Origin of the sequence: Bradyrhizobium sp. Arg816 (assembly GCF_029989365.1) — a bacterium.
GTDB lineage: Bacteria > Pseudomonadota > Alphaproteobacteria > Rhizobiales > Xanthobacteraceae > Bradyrhizobium.
The window spans coordinates 372,480-390,530 of record NZ_JAPRAQ010000007.1 but is presented as its reverse complement, the minus strand read 5'-3'; the positions used below and the strand labels follow the sequence as shown (position 1 = coordinate 390,530).

17 protein-coding genes are annotated in these 18,051 nt (G+C 65.1%); 10 read left to right on the top strand and 7 right to left on the bottom strand.

All coding sequences use genetic code 11. The features are described 5' to 3' along the window. Positions 1-306: 306 nt before the first annotated feature. On the bottom strand, positions 307-1,584 hold the full coding sequence (locus OWC48_RS20460; RefSeq protein ID WP_282521571.1) for a flavin-dependent oxidoreductase: 1,278 nt from the start codon (positions 1,582-1,584) through the stop codon (positions 307-309). Between the two features lie 141 nt (positions 1,585-1,725). Between OWC48_RS20460 and OWC48_RS20455 the strand changes: the two genes are divergently transcribed. Then, on the top strand, positions 1,726-2,346 hold the full coding sequence (locus tag OWC48_RS20455; protein WP_282521570.1) for a glutathione S-transferase family protein: 621 nt from the start codon (positions 1,726-1,728) through the stop codon (positions 2,344-2,346). Between the two features lie 136 nt (positions 2,347-2,482). On the opposite strand, the gene OWC48_RS20450 is transcribed toward OWC48_RS20455, so the two are convergent. Beyond that, a complete protein-coding gene (locus tag OWC48_RS20450; protein ID WP_282521569.1) occupies positions 2,483-3,406 on the bottom strand; it encodes a LysR family transcriptional regulator in 924 nt (307 codons plus the stop codon). 91 nt (positions 3,407-3,497) lie between these two features. Between OWC48_RS20450 and OWC48_RS20445 the strand changes: the two genes are divergently transcribed. From OWC48_RS20445 to OWC48_RS20425, 5 genes are all read left to right on the top strand, one after another. Then, positions 3,498-3,941, top strand: coding sequence for a nuclear transport factor 2 family protein (locus OWC48_RS20445; RefSeq protein WP_282521568.1), 444 nt, complete (start codon positions 3,498-3,500; stop codon positions 3,939-3,941). A gap of 53 nt (positions 3,942-3,994) precedes the next feature. After that, positions 3,995-4,162 (top strand): DUF1127 domain-containing protein, encoded by a 168-nt coding sequence (locus tag OWC48_RS20440; protein ID WP_282521567.1) that lies wholly within the window; start codon positions 3,995-3,997, stop codon positions 4,160-4,162. Between the two features lie 132 nt (positions 4,163-4,294). Further along, positions 4,295-4,879, top strand: coding sequence for a biliverdin-producing heme oxygenase (locus tag OWC48_RS20435; RefSeq protein ID WP_282521566.1), 585 nt, complete (start codon positions 4,295-4,297; stop codon positions 4,877-4,879). Continuing rightward, positions 4,876-7,422 carry an HWE histidine kinase domain-containing protein gene (locus OWC48_RS20430; protein ID WP_282521565.1) on the top strand — a complete coding sequence of 849 codons (2,547 nt, stop codon included), beginning with the start codon at positions 4,876-4,878 and terminating at the stop codon, positions 7,420-7,422. The genes OWC48_RS20435 and OWC48_RS20430 overlap by 4 nt, the downstream gene beginning before the upstream one ends. 271 nt (positions 7,423-7,693) lie before the next feature. Continuing rightward, positions 7,694-9,703: a methyl-accepting chemotaxis protein gene (locus tag OWC48_RS20425; RefSeq protein ID WP_282521564.1), complete on the top strand. Its 2,010-nt coding sequence runs from the start codon at positions 7,694-7,696 to the stop codon at positions 9,701-9,703. A 52-nt stretch (positions 9,704-9,755) separates the two neighbouring features. Here the strand turns inward: OWC48_RS20425 and OWC48_RS20420 are convergent, their stop codons facing one another. From OWC48_RS20420 to OWC48_RS20410, 3 genes are all read right to left on the bottom strand, one after another. Beyond that, positions 9,756-10,442, bottom strand: a complete 687-nt coding sequence (locus OWC48_RS20420; protein WP_282521563.1) for a glutathione S-transferase family protein — start codon at positions 10,440-10,442, stop codon at positions 9,756-9,758. A 119-nt stretch (positions 10,443-10,561) separates the two neighbouring features. Continuing rightward, positions 10,562-10,888 carry a hypothetical protein gene (locus OWC48_RS20415; protein WP_014497363.1) on the bottom strand — a complete coding sequence of 109 codons (327 nt, stop codon included), beginning with the start codon at positions 10,886-10,888 and terminating at the stop codon, positions 10,562-10,564. Between the two features lie 180 nt (positions 10,889-11,068). Beyond that, positions 11,069-12,199 carry a site-specific DNA-methyltransferase gene (locus tag OWC48_RS20410; RefSeq protein ID WP_028150731.1) on the bottom strand — a complete coding sequence of 377 codons (1,131 nt, stop codon included), beginning with the start codon at positions 12,197-12,199 and terminating at the stop codon, positions 11,069-11,071. A gap of 401 nt (positions 12,200-12,600) precedes the next feature. Between OWC48_RS20410 and OWC48_RS20405 the strand changes: the two genes are divergently transcribed. Both OWC48_RS20405 and moaB read left to right on the top strand, forming a co-directional pair. Next, complete coding sequence (locus tag OWC48_RS20405) at positions 12,601-13,542, top strand: neutral zinc metallopeptidase (RefSeq protein WP_282521562.1); 942 nt, start codon at positions 12,601-12,603, stop codon at positions 13,540-13,542. 167 nt (positions 13,543-13,709) lie between these two features. After that, complete coding sequence (gene moaB / locus OWC48_RS20400) at positions 13,710-14,273, top strand: molybdenum cofactor biosynthesis protein B (protein WP_282521561.1); 564 nt, start codon at positions 13,710-13,712, stop codon at positions 14,271-14,273. Between the two features lie 358 nt (positions 14,274-14,631). On the opposite strand, the gene OWC48_RS20395 is transcribed toward moaB, so the two are convergent. Next, a complete protein-coding gene (locus OWC48_RS20395; protein ID WP_282521560.1) occupies positions 14,632-15,609 on the bottom strand; it encodes a helix-turn-helix domain-containing GNAT family N-acetyltransferase in 978 nt (325 codons plus the stop codon). A 66-nt stretch (positions 15,610-15,675) separates the two neighbouring features. Continuing rightward, positions 15,676-16,251, bottom strand: coding sequence for a glycosyl transferase (locus tag OWC48_RS20390; protein ID WP_282521559.1), 576 nt, complete (start codon positions 16,249-16,251; stop codon positions 15,676-15,678). Positions 16,252-16,583: 332 nt separating this feature from the next. Here OWC48_RS20390 and OWC48_RS20385 point away from each other — a divergent pair, with 332 nt between their 5' ends. Together OWC48_RS20385 and OWC48_RS20380 are read left to right on the top strand one after the other, a co-directional pair. Further along, positions 16,584-17,423: an RMD1 family protein gene (locus tag OWC48_RS20385; RefSeq protein WP_282521558.1), complete on the top strand. Its 840-nt coding sequence runs from the start codon at positions 16,584-16,586 to the stop codon at positions 17,421-17,423. Between the two features lie 181 nt (positions 17,424-17,604). After that, positions 17,605-17,988, top strand: coding sequence for a hypothetical protein (locus OWC48_RS20380; protein WP_282521557.1), 384 nt, complete (start codon positions 17,605-17,607; stop codon positions 17,986-17,988). Positions 17,989-18,051: the final 63 nt, after the last annotated feature.

Sequence of the window (18,051 nt, the reverse complement as noted above, 5' to 3'; positions counted from 1 at the left end):
TTGGCGCCGGCCCCCTTCGGCATCAGCGCTTCCACAAAGCTCGGCTGTCCCGTCTGCTTAACCGCCATCGCTACCCTCCAAGGCTTTGCCCGAGGGAATCACAATTGACGAATTACGCAACAGGCCCCTTGTGGGAGAAGGTGGCGCGAAGCGCCGGATGAGGGGTATGTCTCCGCGAATTCAAATGCGGATTGCACTCGCGGAGACAGACCCCTCACCCAAGTGAGCCCGCATCTGCCAGCGTCGCTGCCCTCTCCCACAAGGGGCGAGGGCGCATTCATGCACATCTCGCTTTGAGCGAGAGCCTCACACCCCCGCGCGCGCACCAGCGCTCACGATCGGCGGCTTCGCATTCAGCGCCTCGACCTGGAATCCCGCGACGCGCTTGTAGTTCGCGGCGATGTTTTCCAACTCCTGCTGCGACAGCACGTCGGTGACGACGCCGTAACCATCCGGCGCGCGCTCCTCGACGAGCTGCATCACCTGCTCGGGGCCGTTCTTGCGGTTGAGCAGGACGAGGTCGGTGGTCGCGGGCCTGCGCTCGGCCTCATAGGCGAGCAGCGCCGCGGTCGTCGGGCCATGGGCCAGGATCTCGCGGGTGATGGTGCGGGCATCGAGGATCGCCTGCGAGGCGCCGTTCGAGCCGATCGGGTACATCGGATGCGCGGCATCGCCCATCAGCGTGACCTTGCCAAAGGTCCATTGCGACACCGGATCGCGGTCGACCAGCGGATATTCATAGGCATGCGGGCAGTTCTTGATCAGGCCGGGCACGTCAAGCCAGTCGAACTGCCAGCTCTCGAACCATGGCAGAAACTCCTCCAGCCGCGCGGTGCGGTTATAATCCTCGCGGCGCCACTGATAGGTCGGCGGCATGTGGCGCTCGGCAACCCAGTTGATCAGATGGTTGCCCGCCGCATCGGGCGCCTTCGAAATCGGATAGCAGACGAATTTCAGGATCTCGTGCCCGGCCATGATCATGGTGCGGCCGGTGAGGAAGGCCTTTGACGGCGTGACGCCGCGCCAGAGGATGCGGCCGTTCCAGATCGGCGGTCCCTCCTGCGGATAAAGCTTTTCTCGCACGGCGGAATGGATGCCGTCGGCGGCGATCAGGATCGCGCCGTCGTATCTGCCGGCAGCCTTGCCGGTCGCCCTGTCGATGAAATCCGCGCGCACGCCGTTGTCCGTCTCGGTCCAGCCGGTCAGATGGTGGCTGGTCAGGATGTTCTCGCGGCCGAGCCGCTCGATCGCAGTGTCGAGCAGGAGCTGCTGGAGGGTGCCGCGATGGATCGAGAACTGCGGCCATTTGTAGCCGGCTTCCAGCCCGCGCGGCTCGCTCCAGATCGGCTTGCCGTGCTTGGAGAAATAGGCGAGCTCGCGCGTGCGTACGCCGCAGGCGTCGAGCTTGTCCATCAGCCCGAGCTCGATCAGCTCGCGCACCGCATGCGGCAGCACGTTGATGCCGACGCCGAGCGGCTTCAGTTCCGCGACGCTCTCGAACACTTTTGCGGGAACGCCGATTCCGTGCAGGCTGAGCGCAAGCGTCAGCCCGCCGATGCCGCCGCCGGCGATGAGTACGGTCATGACAAAACCCCTCCGATTGCGGGCGTCTTGGCACAGGCGGGCGGCGGTGGGCAACTGCGAAGAGCAAAAGCACGGAGAACGCCGTGCTATGGACCTGGCGGCCCGCAGCCGTTAGTTTCCAATTTTCCCATGAGGTCCGACATGCTCAAGCTCTACTACGCCACCGGCACCTGCGCGCTCGCCACCTACATGACCCTGGAGGAGGCCGGCGCCGACTACACGGCTGAACGGCTGAGCTTCAAGGATAACCAGCAGAACAGCCCGGACTATCTCGCGATCAATCCGAAGGGCCGCGTGCCGGCGCTGGTGACCGATCGCGGCGTGCTGACCGAGACGCCGGCGATGCTGGCCTACATCGCGCAGACCTTCCCCAAGGTGAAGCTCGCGCCGCTCGACGATCCCTTCGACTTCGCCCAGGTGCAGTCGTTTAATTCCTATCTCTGCTCGACCGCGCACATCAACCATGCCCACAAGATGCGCGGCGCGCGCTGGGCGACGCAGGAGAGCTCGTTCGCCGACATGAAGGCGATGGTGCCGAAGACCATGGGCGCCTGCTTCTCCTTGATCGAGCAGAAGATGTTCAAAGGTCCCTGGGTGATGGGCGACCAGTTCACGATCTGCGATCCCTACCTCCACACGCTCTCGCTCTGGCTCGAAGGCGACAGCGTCGACATCAATGCCACGCCGAAGATCGCCGATCACTTCAAACGCATGTCCGACCGCCCCGCCGTGCGCAAGGTGATGGACGCGCAGAAGGCGTAAGGCAGGGCGTCGGCTTCGTAGGGTGGGCAAAGGCGCAAAGCGCCGTGCCCACCATCTATCCGCGTTATGAAAGAAGTGGTGGGCACGCTTCCGCCTTCGCTCTTCGAGCTTCGGCGGACAAGCCGCTTTGCCCACCCTACGAGAGCTTGCGCTTGGCTTGCTCCAATTCCCGTCCCGTCGCCAGCATCAGCCGCCGCAGCCAGATCGAGCCCGGGTCCATCTGCGCCCGCGTCGGATGGAACATGAACTGCTCGTCGATTCCGGGATCGAGCGGCGGCGTCACCGCGACGAGGCCGAGCTGCTTCGACAGCGCCGCGATCAGACGGCGCGGCACGAAGGCGACGAGGTCGGTGCGGGCGGCGACGTGCAGCGCTTCGAGATAGCCTGACACCACCAGCGAAATGTGCCGCTCGATGCCCTTGGCGCGCAGCCAGGTGTCGATGAGATCCTCCGGTTGGCCGCGGATGATGACGCCGACATGGCGTGCGGCCAGGAACGTCTCGCGCCGCTTCAGCTTCGCAGCCATGGGATGGCCGCGTCGCACCGCCAGCGCGTCGCTGTCGGTGTAGAGCAACTGGCGGTGAAAGCCCTTAAAGGCGTTGCCGATCGAGATCACGAGGTCGATGGTGCGGGCGAACTCGGCGTGAAAGATCGCGGGGCCCCGCCACGGTACGACGTCGATGCGGACGTTGGGCGCGGCCCGCGTCACTTTTTCCATCAAGGGCGGCATCAGCAGCTCGACCGCGAGATCCGGCATCATCAGGCGGAATTGTCGCTCGCTGCGCGCGGCGTCGAAGTCGTCGGGTATGAACAGCCCGCGCACCTGGTCGAGCGCCTGGGCCAGCGGCGCGCGGAGCGCTTGCGCCCGCGGCGTCAGCTCCATGCGCGCGCCGGTGCGCACCAGCAACGGATCGCCGAAGATGTCGCGCAGGCGTTGCAACGCGTGGCTCGCGGCCGGCTGCGACAGCCCGATCCGAAGCGCGGCCCGGCTGACATTGGCCTCGCGCAGCAGCGCGTCGAGCGCGGTCAGGAGATTGAGGTCAAGCGAATTCAAATTCATGAGGCGAATAGATATCATATCCACTATCGATTTGAAGAATTCTCATCCGGCAGGGATGATCTCCGTGTTGCCACCAAACGGAGATGCCGCCATGAGCGCGAGCGCCAACAAGAAACTGATGCAGGATATCTTTGCCGCCGCCGCCAATCCCGATCCGGCCGCGCGCGACCGGGCCCTGTTCGTCGCAAGCCTCGCCGACGATGCCAGATGGGTCGTGACCGGCCAGTATTCCTGGTCGCGCACCTTCTCCGGCAAGGAGGCGATCCTTGGCGATCTGCACGGTTATGTACGTACCCGCTTGCGTGACCGGACCCGCACCGTCGCTCACCGTTTCGTCGCCGATGGCGACGTCGTCGTGGTGGAAGCCAAGGGCGACAACGTCACGCCCGAGGGCGTTCGTTATGACAACGACTACTGCCTGGTGTTTCGCCTCGAGGACGGGAAGATCAAGGAGATCCGGGAATATTGCGACTCGACCCTGACCGAGAAAGCGCTCGGTCCGTTTCCGCAGACGCCCGTGAGGGCTGCGAGCTGACGGGATTGAGGACCATCTCGTCCGCCGACCGGTGTCGTCGACCCCGGTCGGCGATGGTCGTCTCGATCTGGCGCAGGTTGGCAGCGATCGTCCGTATCAGGCGTGAACGATCCCGGGCCCGATATCAGCTCGCCGCCATGAGCGACCGGGAGCTTCAGGACTGCGGCATGACCCGGGCGGAGATCGCGTACGAACTGAGGAGACCGGTGCGACGGAGTTAGACAAACGAACGAGATCCAAGCGCCGCCTGCATCCCATTTTATCGTCACCGGCGGAACCATCGGGTTCCGCCGGGCGTTTGCTCGGTTCGGGGGCAATCGCGCCCCCGGCATCGCACGCGTTTGGGAAATTTCATGCTGGCTGGGGTTTCGGACGTCTCGACACAGGTGGGCCGCAGTTTTCCCGGACTCCGCGAACGATTGAGAGATGCGACTGCGAATGCGCACCGGGAGCTCGATGCGCAGCTTTCGTCGTTCGACCTCACAGTCATGTCCGGTTACCGCCGCTTCCTGCAAGCCAGCGCCGGCGCACTTCTTCCGCTCGAAGCAGCACTTGTGCAGGCTGGCGTCGCCAAGATGCTTCCGGATTGGCGGGAACGGGCGCGCAGCGCCGCGATCGCGGCCGATCTCGTGCAGCTCGGCAGCGTCGCGCAATCCACCGTGTCCGTGCAGCCGCTGACGCGCAGTGGCATGCTCGGCACGTTGTACGTTCTGGAGGGCTCCCGTCTCGGCGCAAAGTTTCTGCTGAAGGCGGTCGCCGATGCGGCCGATCCGCGCATCGGCGAGGCCACCGCCTATCTCGGCCATGGCGCGGGCAAACGGCTCTGGCAGAGCTTTCTGGCGAAGCTTCAAAACGAAGAGGCTTGCGACGAGGACGAGGCGATCGAATCGGCACGTGTCGCCTTCGCGGCCTTCGAGCAGGCGGCGGACCGCGCATGAACGAGGCGGTCAATCTCACCAATTGCGATCGCGAGCCGATCCACATTCCCGGCAGCGTCCAGCCGTTCGGCTTCCTGCTCACGGTGCTGTCGGATTTCACGATCTGCATGGCCTCCGACAATGTCGGCAGCTTTCTCGGGACTGACGTCGCCGACCTGCTCCAGCAGCCGCTGTCGCGCGTCATCGCGGAAGCCGCCGTCGAGACCATTCGCAGCCGCGTCGATCATCTCAGCGGTCCCGATACGACCGAGCGCATGTTCGGTGTCGAACTCCAGCCCGGCAAGCCGCCTTACGATCTCTCCATCCACTTCTCCGGCGCCTATCTGGTCATCGAGGCAGAGCCCAGCGTCAGCGAGCCCGGCGTCAATTCCGGCGAGCTCGTCCGCCTGATGCTGGAGCGAATCCGCAAGACCCGCGGCATGACCGAACTCGCCCGCGAGGCGGCGCGCCAGCTCAAGGTCCTGACCGGATTCGACCGCGTCATGGTCTATCAGTTTCACCCGGACGGATCGGGCGAGGTGATCGCTGAAGCTGCCGAAGCCGACCTCGAGCGGTTCCTCGGCCTGCACTATCCGGCCTCCGACATCCCCAAACAGGCCCGCATCCTTTATCAGCGCAACTGGCTGCGCATCATCGCCGATATCAATTCGAAACCGGCCGCGTTGTTTTCGACGGCCACGCACAATACGGGGCTGCTCGATCTCTCCATGAGCGTGCTGCGCTCGGTCTCGCCGATCCACATCGAATATTTGCGCAACATGGGCGTCGGGGCCTCGATGTCGGTGTCGATCCTGCGCGACGGCAAGCTGTGGGGCCTGTTCGCCTGCCATCATTATTCGCCGCGCTACATCTCGTTCGAGAAGCGCACCGCGTCCGAGCTGTTCGGGCAGATGTTCTCCTGGATCGTGGAGGGGCGCGAGCGCGAGGGCGATGTCGCCTACGAGATGCGCGCTCACCAGGTGCAGGAGCGGTTGATCGAGACCGCGGCCTCGCACGAGCACAGCCGGCGCGCGATCGTCGACTTCCTCGGCGACTATCGCGGGATGATCGATTGCGACGGTGTGGCGGTGTGGTCCGACAACAAGATCACGCTTCAGGGCCAGACGCCGACCGAGGACGAGGTGAAGGAGCTGGTCGCCTTCATCAACCGGACCTCGCCGGGACGGATTTTCGCCAGTGCCGAGATTGCCAAGGTCTATGCTGCTGGCCAGTCCTTTCGCGACCGCGCGGCCGGATTCCTCGCCATTCCGATCTCGCGGACCCCGCGGGATTGCCTGATCTTCTTCCGGCGCGAGGTCGTGCGCTCGGTGAACTGGGCCGGCGCGCCCGACAAGGTCTATGACGAGGGTCCGAACGGACCACGCCTGACGCCGCGCAAGAGCTTTGAGCTGTGGCAGGAAACGGTGGCGGGCCAGTCGAAACCGTGGTCCAGGGCCGACATCCGCATCGCCGAGAGCCTGCGCGTCACGCTGCTCGAAGTGATCCTGCAACTGTCCGACCTTGCCGCCCGCGAGCGTCGCGGCGCGCAGGAGCGGCAGGAGCTGATGATCGCCGAGCTCAATCACCGCGTCCGCAACATCTTGAGCCTCGTCCGCGCGCTGGTCGCGCAGAGCAAGGACACCGCAACTTCGGTCGAGGAGTTCGCCGGCGTGCTCGGCGGCCGCATCCAGGCCTTGGCCCGCGCCCACGACCAGATCACCAATTTGAACTGGGCGCCGGTTGCGCTGCGCTCGTTGGTCGAGTCCGAGGCCGGCGCCTATCTCGGCGCGCGCGCCGGCCGCGTGAAGATGGGCGGGCCCGACGTCGCGCTCGATCCCAAGGCGTTCGCGACGCTGGCGCTGGTCGTGCACGAGATGATGACCAATTCCGCCAAATACGGCGCGCTCGCGGATTCCACCGGCCAGGTCGAGGTGGTCTGGCGGCTCGATCCGAATTCGAGCCTCGAGATCGAGTGGAAGGAGAGCGGCGGGCCGCCGGTGCAGCCGCCGTCGCGCCGCGGCTTCGGCACCACCATCATCGAGCGATCGGTGCCGTTCGACCTCAAGGGCGAAGCCGAGATCCGGTTCGACCTGTTGGGTGTCCAGGCCAAATTCGTCATCCCGCCCAATTTCGTCGAACTGGTACCATCAATCGCAGGAGCCGCCATGCGCGTCGAGGAGCAGCAACCCGCCCGTCCGCGAATTTCCGAGACGGCACTGATCGTCGAGGACAATCTGATCATCGCCATGGCGGCGGAAGTCATCCTGCTCGATCTCGGTGCCCGCCATGTCGATACTGCGGCGAGCGTCGACCAGGCGTTGCGCGCGATCGAGCGCACGCGTCCGGGTTTTGCGTTGCTCGATCTCAACCTCGGCAACGAGAGCAGCATCAAGGTGGCCGAGAAGCTGAAGGAGATCGGCGTGCCCTTCATGTTCGCGACCGGCTATGGCGAGCGCGCGCCGATCCCGGACGAGCTGGCGTCCGCGCCGGTGGTCCAGAAGCCCTACACGCTGGAAGTCGTCGAGAACGCGCTCGGCAAGTTGCAGGGGACGGTCGCCCAATAAATATCCATCCCGGCGACGCGTGCAGCGCTCTGCATGCGGCTGCGGGCTTTGCCCCGAAACCTGTGCAACTGCCGATAAAATCAGCAGGTCTTGTGCGAGCCGGCGCACACATACGCGAAAAATCGGAAGGTTCAATTAACGAGTGTCCCTCATTGTACCGCGGTGCAGCGTGGGTGCCGAAAAGCGACTCGCGGCTGCCGGGGGTGGCCGTGACGATTGCCGGGGTCGTTCGTCCGCCCGAATTCACATGCACCTGGGTGGAATAGTGGGAATGCCGAACTTTCGTTTGCGGATCAGGGGACGCCTGTACGCAGGTTTCATGGCCTTGGTGGCGGTTGGTCTCGTGATGGCGGTGGTCGCCATCTGGAATTTGCGGTCCGTGCAGGACCAGGTCGCAAAAGCTTCGGCGTTTTCGGACAGCACGGCGCGGGTCCTGGAGGTCTCGACCCATCTTCAGGCGATCCAGCGCGCCAATCTGCGCTACATCTACGACGCCAGCGAGCCCGCAATGAAGGAGGCCGCAGAGCGGGAGACGGCGGCGACCGAGCTGCTGAAGGTCGGGGCGCAGGGGACGCTCTCCGAGGAGCGACGGAAGCTCTACAACGATCTGATCGCCGACATCGCGAAAATGCGCAGCCTGCGTGACAATCTCGGCGACGCCGTCAATGAGGCGCGGACGGGCAAGGCGACGCTGCTGCCGAGCGGTGACGAGCTGACTGTCAAGATGGGCAAGCTGGTCGACGTGGCGCGCGCAGCCGTCGACGAAGACACCGGGGCCCTCGTCGCGGACCTCGAATCCAGGCTCCTTCTCGTCCAGATCGCGAACTGGCGTTTCCTGGCCCTGCGCGACAGCAAGGGGCCCGCCAACTTCAGAACCAATGTGGACAGGGCGTCGCAGCGCCTCTCGGCGCTCGAAAAGAGCCCGCAGGCGGCGGAATTGCGAACCACGCTCGCGCCCGTGAAGACCTCGCTCGGAATCTACAAATCCGCGTTCGAGACGACGTCGGCCGCGATGCTCCAGGCCGACGAGATCTACCACAAGAGCCTCGCGCCCCTCATCGTCGACAGCATCGCCAAGCTCAAGGTCGCGGAAACCGCCTTGAAGAAGGACTACAAGGAGTCGCGCAGCCAGGCCGAAGCCGTGATTGACGGCACGACCACCGTGCAGGCGATCGCGGGCGGCCTTGCCACCCTGTTCGGATTGATCGTCGCCTTCCTGATCGCGCGGGGCATCGTCGGTCCCCTGACGTCGATGACGCGCGCGATGGGGATGCTGGCCGGCGGCAATCTCGAGGTCGAGATTCCCGGGCGCGGCAAGGCCGACGAGATCGGCGACATGGCCAAGGCGATCGAGGTGTTCAAGACCAACATGATCGACACCGAACGGCTGCGCACGGAGCAGACGGAGACCGAGGCGCGGCAGGCGGAGAGCCGCAAGGCCGACATGGTCCGGCTCGCCGACCAGTTCGAGCAGGCGGTCGGCGAGATCGTCGACACCGTGTCGTCGGCATCGAACGAGCTCGAGGCTTCGGCCGGCACGCTGACGGCGACCGCGACGCGCGCGCAGAATCTCTCGACCGAGGTGGCGTCGGCGTCACAGGAAGCCACCGCGAATGTGCAGGCGGTGGCGTCCGCGACCGAGCAGCTGTCCTCCTCGGTCTCGGAGATCGCCCGCCAGGTGCAGGAATCCGCCCGGATCGCCAACGAGGCTGTCGGGCAGGCGAGCAGGACCAATGAGCGCGTCGGCGAGCTGTCCAAGGCGGCCGCCCGCATCGGCGACGTGGTCGAGCTGATCAGCACGATTGCCGGCCAGACCAACCTCCTGGCACTGAACGCCACGATCGAAGCGGCGCGTGCGGGTGAGGCCGGCCGCGGCTTTGCGGTGGTCGCCTCCGAGGTCAAGGCGCTGGCCGAGCAGACTGCGAAAGCGACCGGCGAGATCGGCCAACAGATTTCGAGCATCCAGGCCGCGACCGAGCAATCGGTCGGCTCGATCCGGGAGATCAGCGGCACGATCGAGCGGCTGTCGGAGATCTCGTCGGCGGTTGCCGCCGCCGTGGAAGAGCAGGGCGCGGCGACGCAAGACATCTCCCGCAACGTCCAGCAGGCCGCTCACGGCACGCAGCGCGTCTCGACCAATATCGGCGACGTCCAGCGCGGGGCCTCTGAGACCGGCTCGGCCTCCTCGCAGGTGCTCTCGGCGGCGCGCTCGCTCTCGGCCGACAGCAACCGGCTGAAGCAGGAAGTCGCGAAGTTCCTGAACTCGGTCCACGCCGCATAAAAGCAAAAGGCCACGCGGATGCGCGTGGCCTTCAAATCGTGTCGAGATGTGATCAGGCGACCTTCGTCGTCATGTGCTTGAACATGTTGGCGCGCGCCTCGTCGTCCATCTCGGCCTTGAAGGTGAACTTGTCCTTCAGCGCGATCGCGCGTGCGGCCGCCGGCCGCGCCGAGATCTCGTCCACCAACCGCTTCACATTCGGGTAGCGCGCAAAGGCGTCGTCGCCGAGCTTGAACGGCACCATCCGCGCCCAGCCCCACAGCGCCATGTCGACGATCGAATAGCTGTCGCCGACCATATAGCTGCGGCCTTTGAGGTGAGCGTCCAGGATCTTGTAGTGGCGATCGGTCTCGTACTGGTAGCGGTTATGTGCGTAGTCGTGGTTCTGGTCCTTCGGCGCAAAATGCTTGAAGTGCACGGCCTGGCCAGAATACGGCCCGACACCGGTGGCAATGAACATCAGCCATGACAGCGTCTCGCCGCGGACGTTGGCGGCGGGGAGGAACTTGCCGGTCTTCTCGGCGAGGTAGAGCAGGATGGCGTTGCTGTCGAACACGATCGTGCCGTTGTCATCGATTGCCGGCACCTTGCCGTTCGGATTGATCTTCAGATAGTCCGGCGCGAACTGCTCGCCCGTGCGGGTGTCGATCTTGACCGGCTCGAACGGTAGGCCGGACTCTTCGAGGAACAGCGCGACCTTGGTCGGGTTCGGCGATCCGTTGAAATAGAATTTGAGCATGTTTGTCTCCCCAATTCCCTTTTTAGAGAATGATTGCGGCGTCGCGGCCTTCTGTGCCCGAACATGGCCTGGGAGAGCAACCGGCGAGTTTGCCGGGCGGTATCTGCGTGGTGCGCAGATCAGCCGGCGTAACAAAGACCGATCGCCGCCGTAATGACCATGGCCGCGCCCACGGCCTCCAGGCGCAGCCCGAGCCGGGTGGCGAGATGCATGTCGGAGGCCCGCGCCTTGCGCTCCGATCCGCGCGCATAGCCGTGCACGATGACGTCGTGATTGAAATTGTCGTGCGCCTCGTTGCTGCTGGCGAGCCCGACGCAGACCACCAGCACGCCGAAGATGGCGAGGCCGAAAAAGCCGAGCAGGGCGATCAGGAACATCGGAAACATGCCGAGCAGGAAGATCGGCAGCAGCGGCACCAGCAGCAAAGTCTCGGACTGTCGTCGCATGGGAGCCGGACCGGTCAGGACGGGGCTGATCGGGGAAATGTAGTCCTGGCTGTTGCGGCGTTCAAGGAGCCGTAGGGTAGGCAAAGCGAAGCGTGCCCACCAAATCTGCGTCCCGGGGAGAGAGATGGTGGGCACGGCGCAAGGGCGCCTTTGCCCACCCTACGAGATCGCGGGAAGTGGCTACTCCGCCCCCATACCCGCGCGGATCTCGGCGCGGAGCTCGTCGATCAGCTTGAGACCCTTCTTGGTCTCGACATGCCAGAAGGTCCAGCCGTTGCAGGCTTGCGCGCCTTGCGCCACCGCGCCGATGCGGTGGATCGAGCCGACCTTGTCGCCCAGCATGATGGCGCCGTCGGCGCGCACCAGTGCGCCGAGCTTCTTCTTGGCGTCGAACAGCTTCGTGCCGGGCATGATCATGCCGCGCTCGATCAGCTCGGAGAACGCGACCCGTGGCGCTTCGCGCGCGGTCATGAACGGGGCGAGGCTTTCTTCCGGCAGCGGTTCGACCGCGGCGATGCGGGCTTCCGCCGCCTTGGCATAGGTCTTGTCACGCTCGAAACCGATATAGGAGCGGCCGAGACGTTTCGCGACCGCGCCGGTGGTGCCGGTGCCGTTGAAGGGATCGATCACGAGATCGCCGGGTTTCGACGACGACAGCAGCACGCGCGCGAGCAGGCCTTCCGGCTTCTGCGTCGGATGCACTTTCTTGCCGTCGGCGCCCTTGAGGCGCTCCTCGCCGGTGCAGAGCGGGATCAGCCAGTCTGACCGTGCCTGCACGTCCTCGTTGGCGGCCTTCAGCGCTTCGTAGTTGAACGTATAGCCCTTGGCCTTCTCGTCGCGCGCGGCCCAGATCATGGTCTCGTGCGCGTTGGTGAAGCGGCGGCCGCGGAAGTTCGGCATCGGGTTCGACTTGCGCCAGACGATGTCGTTCAGGAGCCAGAAGCCGAGATCCTGCATGATCGCGCCGACGCGGAAGATGTTGTGATAGGAGCCGATCACCCAGATCGTCGCCGACGGCTTCATCGCGCGGCGGGCGGCAAGCAGCCAGGCGCGGGTGAAGTCGTCATAGGCGGAGAACGAATCGAACTTGTCCCAGTCGTCGTTGACGGCATCGACATGGGATTCGTCGGGGCGCTTGAGATCGCCCTTGAGCTGGAGATTGTAGGGCGGATCGGCGAACACGAGGTCGACCGAACCTGCCTGAAGCTTCGACATCTCGGCGACGCAATCACCGAGGATGATGCTGTGCGAAGCGGACTCAAAATTTGTGCGGGGCGCCCTTGCAGACGCCCCGCGACGCGACACTACCATGACTCAAGAACTCTGACTCAGGCGACGCTGTCGGCGACGCGGGACCAAACAACCGACTGACCGTTACAATGGAGCGGCAAAGTAAAAATCGACTTAACCCGCCGCTTTCGTGAGCAGCCCTCGCATCGCGCATGGCGCGCGTTTCGCTCTGCTCATTCGTCGTGTTTTCCAGTGTATTTCGTATTTCTTCGCGCTGCGGGAGCAGTCAGGTCGCCAAATTTCTCTCGGAAAAAATTGCACGACCCCGGAAAAAATTGCTGGCATCGGCATGCTGTCGCACTAGGCAATAATTGCCGAGCGGGATATTGATTAACGCATTGGAAATTTTACGTGTGTGGCGCGTTGAGCTTTCGCGCTTCTGCGCCCAAATGACGCCAATTGAGGACTGAGGGAAACCCGCCATGCGTTACGATGATTTCCGCCGCAGCGACGACATCGAGGATCGTCGCGATGACGGTGGCGGCATGGGCGGCGGCGGCGGAGGCGGGTTCGGCCTGCCGATGGGCGGCGGCGGTCTGGGCATCGGCACCATCATCGTGCTCGGCCTGGTCGGCTATGCCTTCGGCATCGATCCGCGCATCCTGATCGGCGGCGCCGAGATCCTCACCGGCGGCGGCCAGGCGCCGAGCTACCAGACCGATCGCCAATCGTCCTCGACCGCCAAACGCGGCGCGCCGACCGACGAGATGGGCAGCATGATCTCCGGCATCCTCGGCGAGATCGACGACCGCTGGAGCGAGATCTTCCAGGCCAGCGGCCAGTCCTACACCGGTCCGAAGGTCGTACTGTTCCGCAACGTCACCAATGGCGGCCGCTGCGGCCGGGCAGAGTCGGCGATGGGGCCGTTCTACTGTCCGCCGGACCGCACCATCTTCCTCGACACCGGCTTCTTCCGCGAGGTCGAGACGCGCTTCCGCGGCTGCTCCGGCAAGTCCGCCTGCAACTTCACCACCGCCTACATCATCGCGCATGAGGCAGGCCATCACATCCAGAACCTGCTCGGCATCATTCCGCGCGTGACGCGGCTGCAGCAGCAGGCCGGGAGCAAGGCCGAGGCCAATGCGCTCCAGGTGAAGGTCGAATTGCAGGCCGACTGCCTGTCCGGCGTCTGGGTCAACCGCGAGGCGAAGAAGCGTCCGAATTTCCTCGAGCCCGGTGACATCGACGCCGCGCTGACCACGGCGAGTGCGATCGGCGACGATACGCTGCAACGCCAGGCCACGGGACGCGTCGTGCCCGATTCCTTCACCCACGGCTCGGCGGCGCAACGCAAGCAGTGGTTCATGACCGGCTACCAGCAAGGCACCGTCCAGGCCTGCAACACGTTCGGCGGCGGGTCCTAGTAGACTGATTGTGGCGTCATCCTGAGGTGCTCGCCTCTTGGCGAGCCTCGAAGGATGGCGAGCCCGCGGCCCATCCTTCGAGGCGCGCTTGCGCGCGCACCTCCCGAGCGAACGCGAATGCGTTCGTCCGGGGATGACGGCGGGGTTGGGGAAGCAGGAGTGAAGTCGTGGCCTCGATCGACGAATCCAAACAATTCATCGCGCTCAACATTGCGGTGCTCACCGTCTCCGACACGCGCGCGCTCGCCGACGACAAGTCCGGCCAGACGCTGGCCGATCGCCTCACCGCTGCGGGCCATCATCTTGCCGCGCGCGAGATCGTCACCGACGACGTCGAGGCGATCCGCGCCGTCGTCCGCCGCTGGATTGCTGACGCCGGTGTCGACGTCGTCATCACCACCGGCGGCACCGGTTTTACGGGACGCGACGTCACGCCGGAGGCGATCGAGCCGCTGTTCGAGAAGCGCATGGACGGCTTCTCGATCGCCTTCCACATGCTGAGCCACGCCAAGATCGGCACGTCGACGATCCAGAGCCGCGCCACCGCCGGCGTCGCCGGCGCCACCTACATCTTCTGCCTGCCCGGGTCGCCCGGCGCCTGTCGCGACGGCTGGGACGGCATCCTCGCGGCCCAGCTCGACTACCGCACGCGTCCCTGCAATTTCGTCGAGATCATGCCGCGGTTAGATGAGCATCTGCGAAGGGCAAAGGCGCAGGGCGCGACGGTGTAAGTGCGGACGCTAAGGCTCTTTCTTCCCTTCCCCCCTCATGTCCGCCGAAGCCTTGGCGAGGGCGGATGTGGGGGAAGGTGGCGCGTAGCGCCGGATGAGGGGTATCTATCCGCGCGGAATGCTCGGAGACATACCCCTCAACCAAGTGAGTTCGTATCTACCAGCGTCGCCGCCCTCTCCCGCAAGGGGCGAGGGCACAGCAATGCGCATCGCGCCCGCTGCGCCAGTGACTATCTCTTCAGTCTGAGCGAGCCCCACACCACGCGCCACATAGTCCGGCACGCCTCCGCGTGCAGCCGTCGTGCGCGGCGCTTGTAGAGATCGACGAGCTCTCCCGTGATGAGCGCGTGCCGCCGCATCAGAGATCGCGCTCCCAGGTTTCGCCGGTGAGGTTCTGGCCGAAACTGCGATGCGGCTCGGTGGCGGTCAGCTTGAAACCTGCATCCTGATAGATTTTTCGCGCGGCGACCAAATTGCTCTGCGTCCACAGCGTCATCCGCCGATAGCCGCAGGCGCGCGCGAAGGAGACGCATTCGGCGACCAGCCGTTGGCCTAGCCCTTGGCCTCGTGCGGCCGGATCGAGCAGCAACAGGCGCAGCTTGGCGACGTCGTCGCTGGCCTTGACCAGAAACACCGAGCCGACCGGACGGCCCTCGATGTCCGCGATCCAGCAGCGCTCGCGCGAGGCATCGTAGGAGGTCATGTATTTGGCGACGATCTCGGCCACCAGCGCTTCGAAGCCGGAGTCGAAACCGTATTCGCTCGCATAGAGCGCGCCGTGGCTCTGCACCACCCAGCCCATGTCGCCGGGGCGGGGCTCGCGCAAGGTCGCGCGCGGGGATGGCGTGCGCGGCATGGCGAGCAGCCGCTCGATCGTCTCCATCGCGCCGGTGAGCTTGCTGCGCTCCTCGCCCGGCAGCGGCCGCAGCATCGCGGCGACGTCGTCCTGGGACGAGCGTTCGAGCCTGGCGAACGCCTGGCGGCCCTTCGCGGTCAGGCTCAACTGAACCTGCCGGCGGTCGCTCGGAAGCGGCTTGCGCGCGATCAGGCCGCTCTCGTCGAAATTCTGCACGATGCGGCTGAGATAGCCGGCGTCGAGCCCGAGCGCGATGCCGATCTCCTTGGCCGACTGCTCGCCACCATGGGCCAGCTCGTAGAGCACGCGCGCCTCGCTCAGCGAGAACGGGCTCTTCAGGAGCTGCTGGTCGAGCACGCCAAGCTTCTGGGTGTAGAAGCGGTTGAAGGCGCGAACCGCCTGGACCTGGTCGTCAGCGACCTGTTCGGTCGACGAGGGGCCGGATGGTGAAGTGCTGGATGACGAAAGGGCTGATGGCATGGGTCACCTCGATGCTTGCCATTGTCAAACAATTATTTGACTTTGGCAAGTATCAGGTCAGTCACCTCAGCCGACCATGACGATCCGGCTGCGCAGCATGGTCCGGGACGAGCGGCCGAGCCGCCGGAGCAGCCGCGCCTCGGAACGGCGGGCCTGGGGCGGGTAGCCGCCGATCCGGTCGTAGTGATCGCGGGCGATCAAAAGTCCCTGATCGCCGAGCGGGCCGACGAGCTTGCGCACCACGGCGCGGAGCATGTCGCGGAATCCGGTATCGGCGTAGGGCGAGCGCGCGTAGCGGAACACCGCCGCACGGTCCCGGCCGCTGGTCGCGACGGCCTGGATGAACTGGGTGGTCTCGTCGATCCAGCCGGTTTCCAGCACCGCGCCGGCGGGGAGGAACATCAGCCAGGGCGAACGGGCCTGGAGTGCGCCAGCGGCAAGCGCGGCGCCCTGCGAGGATCCCTCGAAGCCGATGAAACGGCAGCCTGCAACGTCCGCAACGCGCTCAATGACGCCGTTGCGGGTGCCGTCGACCAGCAGCACTTCGCGGATGACGCCCGCGGCGGCGCCGGGCACCAGCGCGGCGAGGGTTGCGACCGCCGTCTGCTCGACGCCTTCGGTCGGAATGATGACGCTCAGCATGATTGAGGCTTCGGTGTCCGCACTTCGGGAGAAGCGTAGCTCGTTATGATATTGTCATAAACACGCGCCATCGCCGAGTGCAACTTTTGGACGGGGCTTCGGTCCGCAATGGAAAGCCACGGGCAGTCCATCGCACCCGAATATGTCGCGCGCGGGGTGGCGTCGTTGCCGAATGTTTCGGCGAATCTCGTTTTCGTGAGCCTCAAACGCGGCATTCTCTGCCGATATGATCGGGACGAGGACGGCACGTCCGCAAGGCTGCACCGGCAGTCTGAACAAACCTTACGACGGGAAAAACGTGCAACGCTCGCCGCGCAAAGTGAGATAGTCCAGTGACCGCAGATCAACTTCCCGTTGGCGCAACGCCAACATCGCCGAAGCCGGAAGCCGCGCCGACCTTGCGGATTCGCGCCGTGATGCTGGGTGAACGCATCAATCCGTCCGGGCTCGAGCTTGGTGCGGCCGTTTCTTCGACGCCCGCCGCCTTTCGCGTCCATGCCGGCCTCGTCGTGATCTTCCGCTACGGCGTCGTGGTGCTGATCGGCCTCCTTCCCTCGGAGGAAAAGGTGCTGATCGACAGCCTGAAATCCCGCGTGACCGGCGAGCTCAGCCCCTTCGAGGAGGAGATCGCGCAGGCGCAGCTCTGCAAGGATGAGAGCACCGAAGCAATCCAGCCGGGCGGGCCGATCTGCCTCGCAAAATTCTCCGACGACCGGCTGCTGCTGATTGCGGATGCGCTCGCCAAGAGCACCTCGCTTGCCCGCGACGAGCGGCGCGTCGCCGCGGTCTTCGACGTGATCGAGCCCTTCGCGCGCAAGCTCGCGGAGCAGGGCCGCACGCCGCCCCGGCGCAAGGACATCCTGCGACTGATCGGCAACGCGCTTCTGGTCCAGCAGCGCGTCGCCGGCCGTGTCGCGGTGGCCGAGAAACCGGACGTGCTCTGGGAGAAGCCCGAGCTCGACCGGCTCTATGCCCGTCTCGAAGACGAGTACGAATTGAAGGAGCGCCTCGACACGCTCGAGCGCAAGCTCACCGCGGTGTCGGAAACCGCCAACGCGCTCACCGACATCATCGATACCCAGCGCTCGCTGCGGCTGGAAATCGCGGTCGTGGTGCTGATCGTGATCGAGGTCGTGATCGGGTGCATCCAGATATTGTCGGGGACGCACTAGCTCAGGCTGCGCGTTGTCGTGCAAGTTGCGTGAAGACGAGCAGTCGTTCACGTAAGTGGAACATTTTGGCTTGATCCAAATCAAGGGCGCCAAGCTCCAGCGCACGAGACTTCGGTCGGACCCGCGGTCAACGCGATGAGCAGGTGTCCGCGGCTTCCTCTCTCGAAGAAGGAGTACGCTAATGTTGCGTCAAGCTCTCATCGCTTCGGCAGCCGCAGCTATGCTGCTGGTCACTTTCACTCCCGATGACGCGTTTGCTCGCGGCGGTCGCGGCGCCGGCGTGCGCGCCGGAGGTTTCCACGGCGGTGCCGTGCGGGCAGGAGGCTACCGCGGGGGCGCGGTCGCGGCTCGTGGATACCGGGGCGGTGCTGTTGCCGTGCGCGGCGGGCGTTACGGCTATCGGGGCGCTTATGCAGGGTATCGTGGATACCGCTATGGCGTCGGTGCGGCGGCGGTGGGGGCCGCGGCGGTCGGCGCAGCTGCGACGGGGGCCTACTATCGCAGCGGCTGCGGCTATGACGCTTACGGAAACTATGTTTGCCCAGGCGGGTACTCTCCGTACTGAGCGGAGCGACGTAGTTGACCCATGGTGCTCGAAGCGATGGCGAAATCATTTGCTTTGCGCACC

Bases quoted from the DNA above. Each gene is read 5' to 3' on its own strand.
- OWC48_RS20460 (WP_282521571.1), bottom strand. From the start codon at position 1,584: ATGACCGTACTCATCGCCGGCGGCGGCATCGGCGGGCTGACGCTTGCG.
- OWC48_RS20455 (WP_282521570.1), top strand. From the start codon at position 1,726: ATGCTCAAGCTCTACTACGCCACCGGCACCTGCGCGCTCGCCACCTAC.
- OWC48_RS20450 (WP_282521569.1), bottom strand. From the start codon at position 3,406: ATGAATTTGAATTCGCTTGACCTCAATCTCCTGACCGCGCTCGACGCG.
- OWC48_RS20445 (WP_282521568.1), top strand. From the start codon at position 3,498: ATGAGCGCGAGCGCCAACAAGAAACTGATGCAGGATATCTTTGCCGCC.
- OWC48_RS20440 (WP_282521567.1), top strand. From the start codon at position 3,995: ATGGTCGTCTCGATCTGGCGCAGGTTGGCAGCGATCGTCCGTATCAGG.
- OWC48_RS20435 (WP_282521566.1), top strand. From the start codon at position 4,295: ATGCTGGCTGGGGTTTCGGACGTCTCGACACAGGTGGGCCGCAGTTTT.
- OWC48_RS20430 (WP_282521565.1), top strand. From the start codon at position 4,876: ATGAACGAGGCGGTCAATCTCACCAATTGCGATCGCGAGCCGATCCAC.
- OWC48_RS20425 (WP_282521564.1), top strand. From the start codon at position 7,694: ATGCCGAACTTTCGTTTGCGGATCAGGGGACGCCTGTACGCAGGTTTC.
- OWC48_RS20420 (WP_282521563.1), bottom strand. From the start codon at position 10,442: ATGCTCAAATTCTATTTCAACGGATCGCCGAACCCGACCAAGGTCGCG.
- OWC48_RS20415 (WP_014497363.1), bottom strand. From the start codon at position 10,888: ATGCGACGACAGTCCGAGACTTTGCTGCTGGTGCCGCTGCTGCCGATC.
- OWC48_RS20410 (WP_028150731.1), bottom strand. From the start codon at position 12,199: ATGGTAGTGTCGCGTCGCGGGGCGTCTGCAAGGGCGCCCCGCACAAAT.
- OWC48_RS20405 (WP_282521562.1), top strand. From the start codon at position 12,601: ATGCGTTACGATGATTTCCGCCGCAGCGACGACATCGAGGATCGTCGC.
- OWC48_RS20395 (WP_282521560.1), bottom strand. From the start codon at position 15,609: ATGCCATCAGCCCTTTCGTCATCCAGCACTTCACCATCCGGCCCCTCG.
- OWC48_RS20390 (WP_282521559.1), bottom strand. From the start codon at position 16,251: ATGCTGAGCGTCATCATTCCGACCGAAGGCGTCGAGCAGACGGCGGTC.
- OWC48_RS20380 (WP_282521557.1), top strand. From the start codon at position 17,605: ATGTTGCGTCAAGCTCTCATCGCTTCGGCAGCCGCAGCTATGCTGCTG.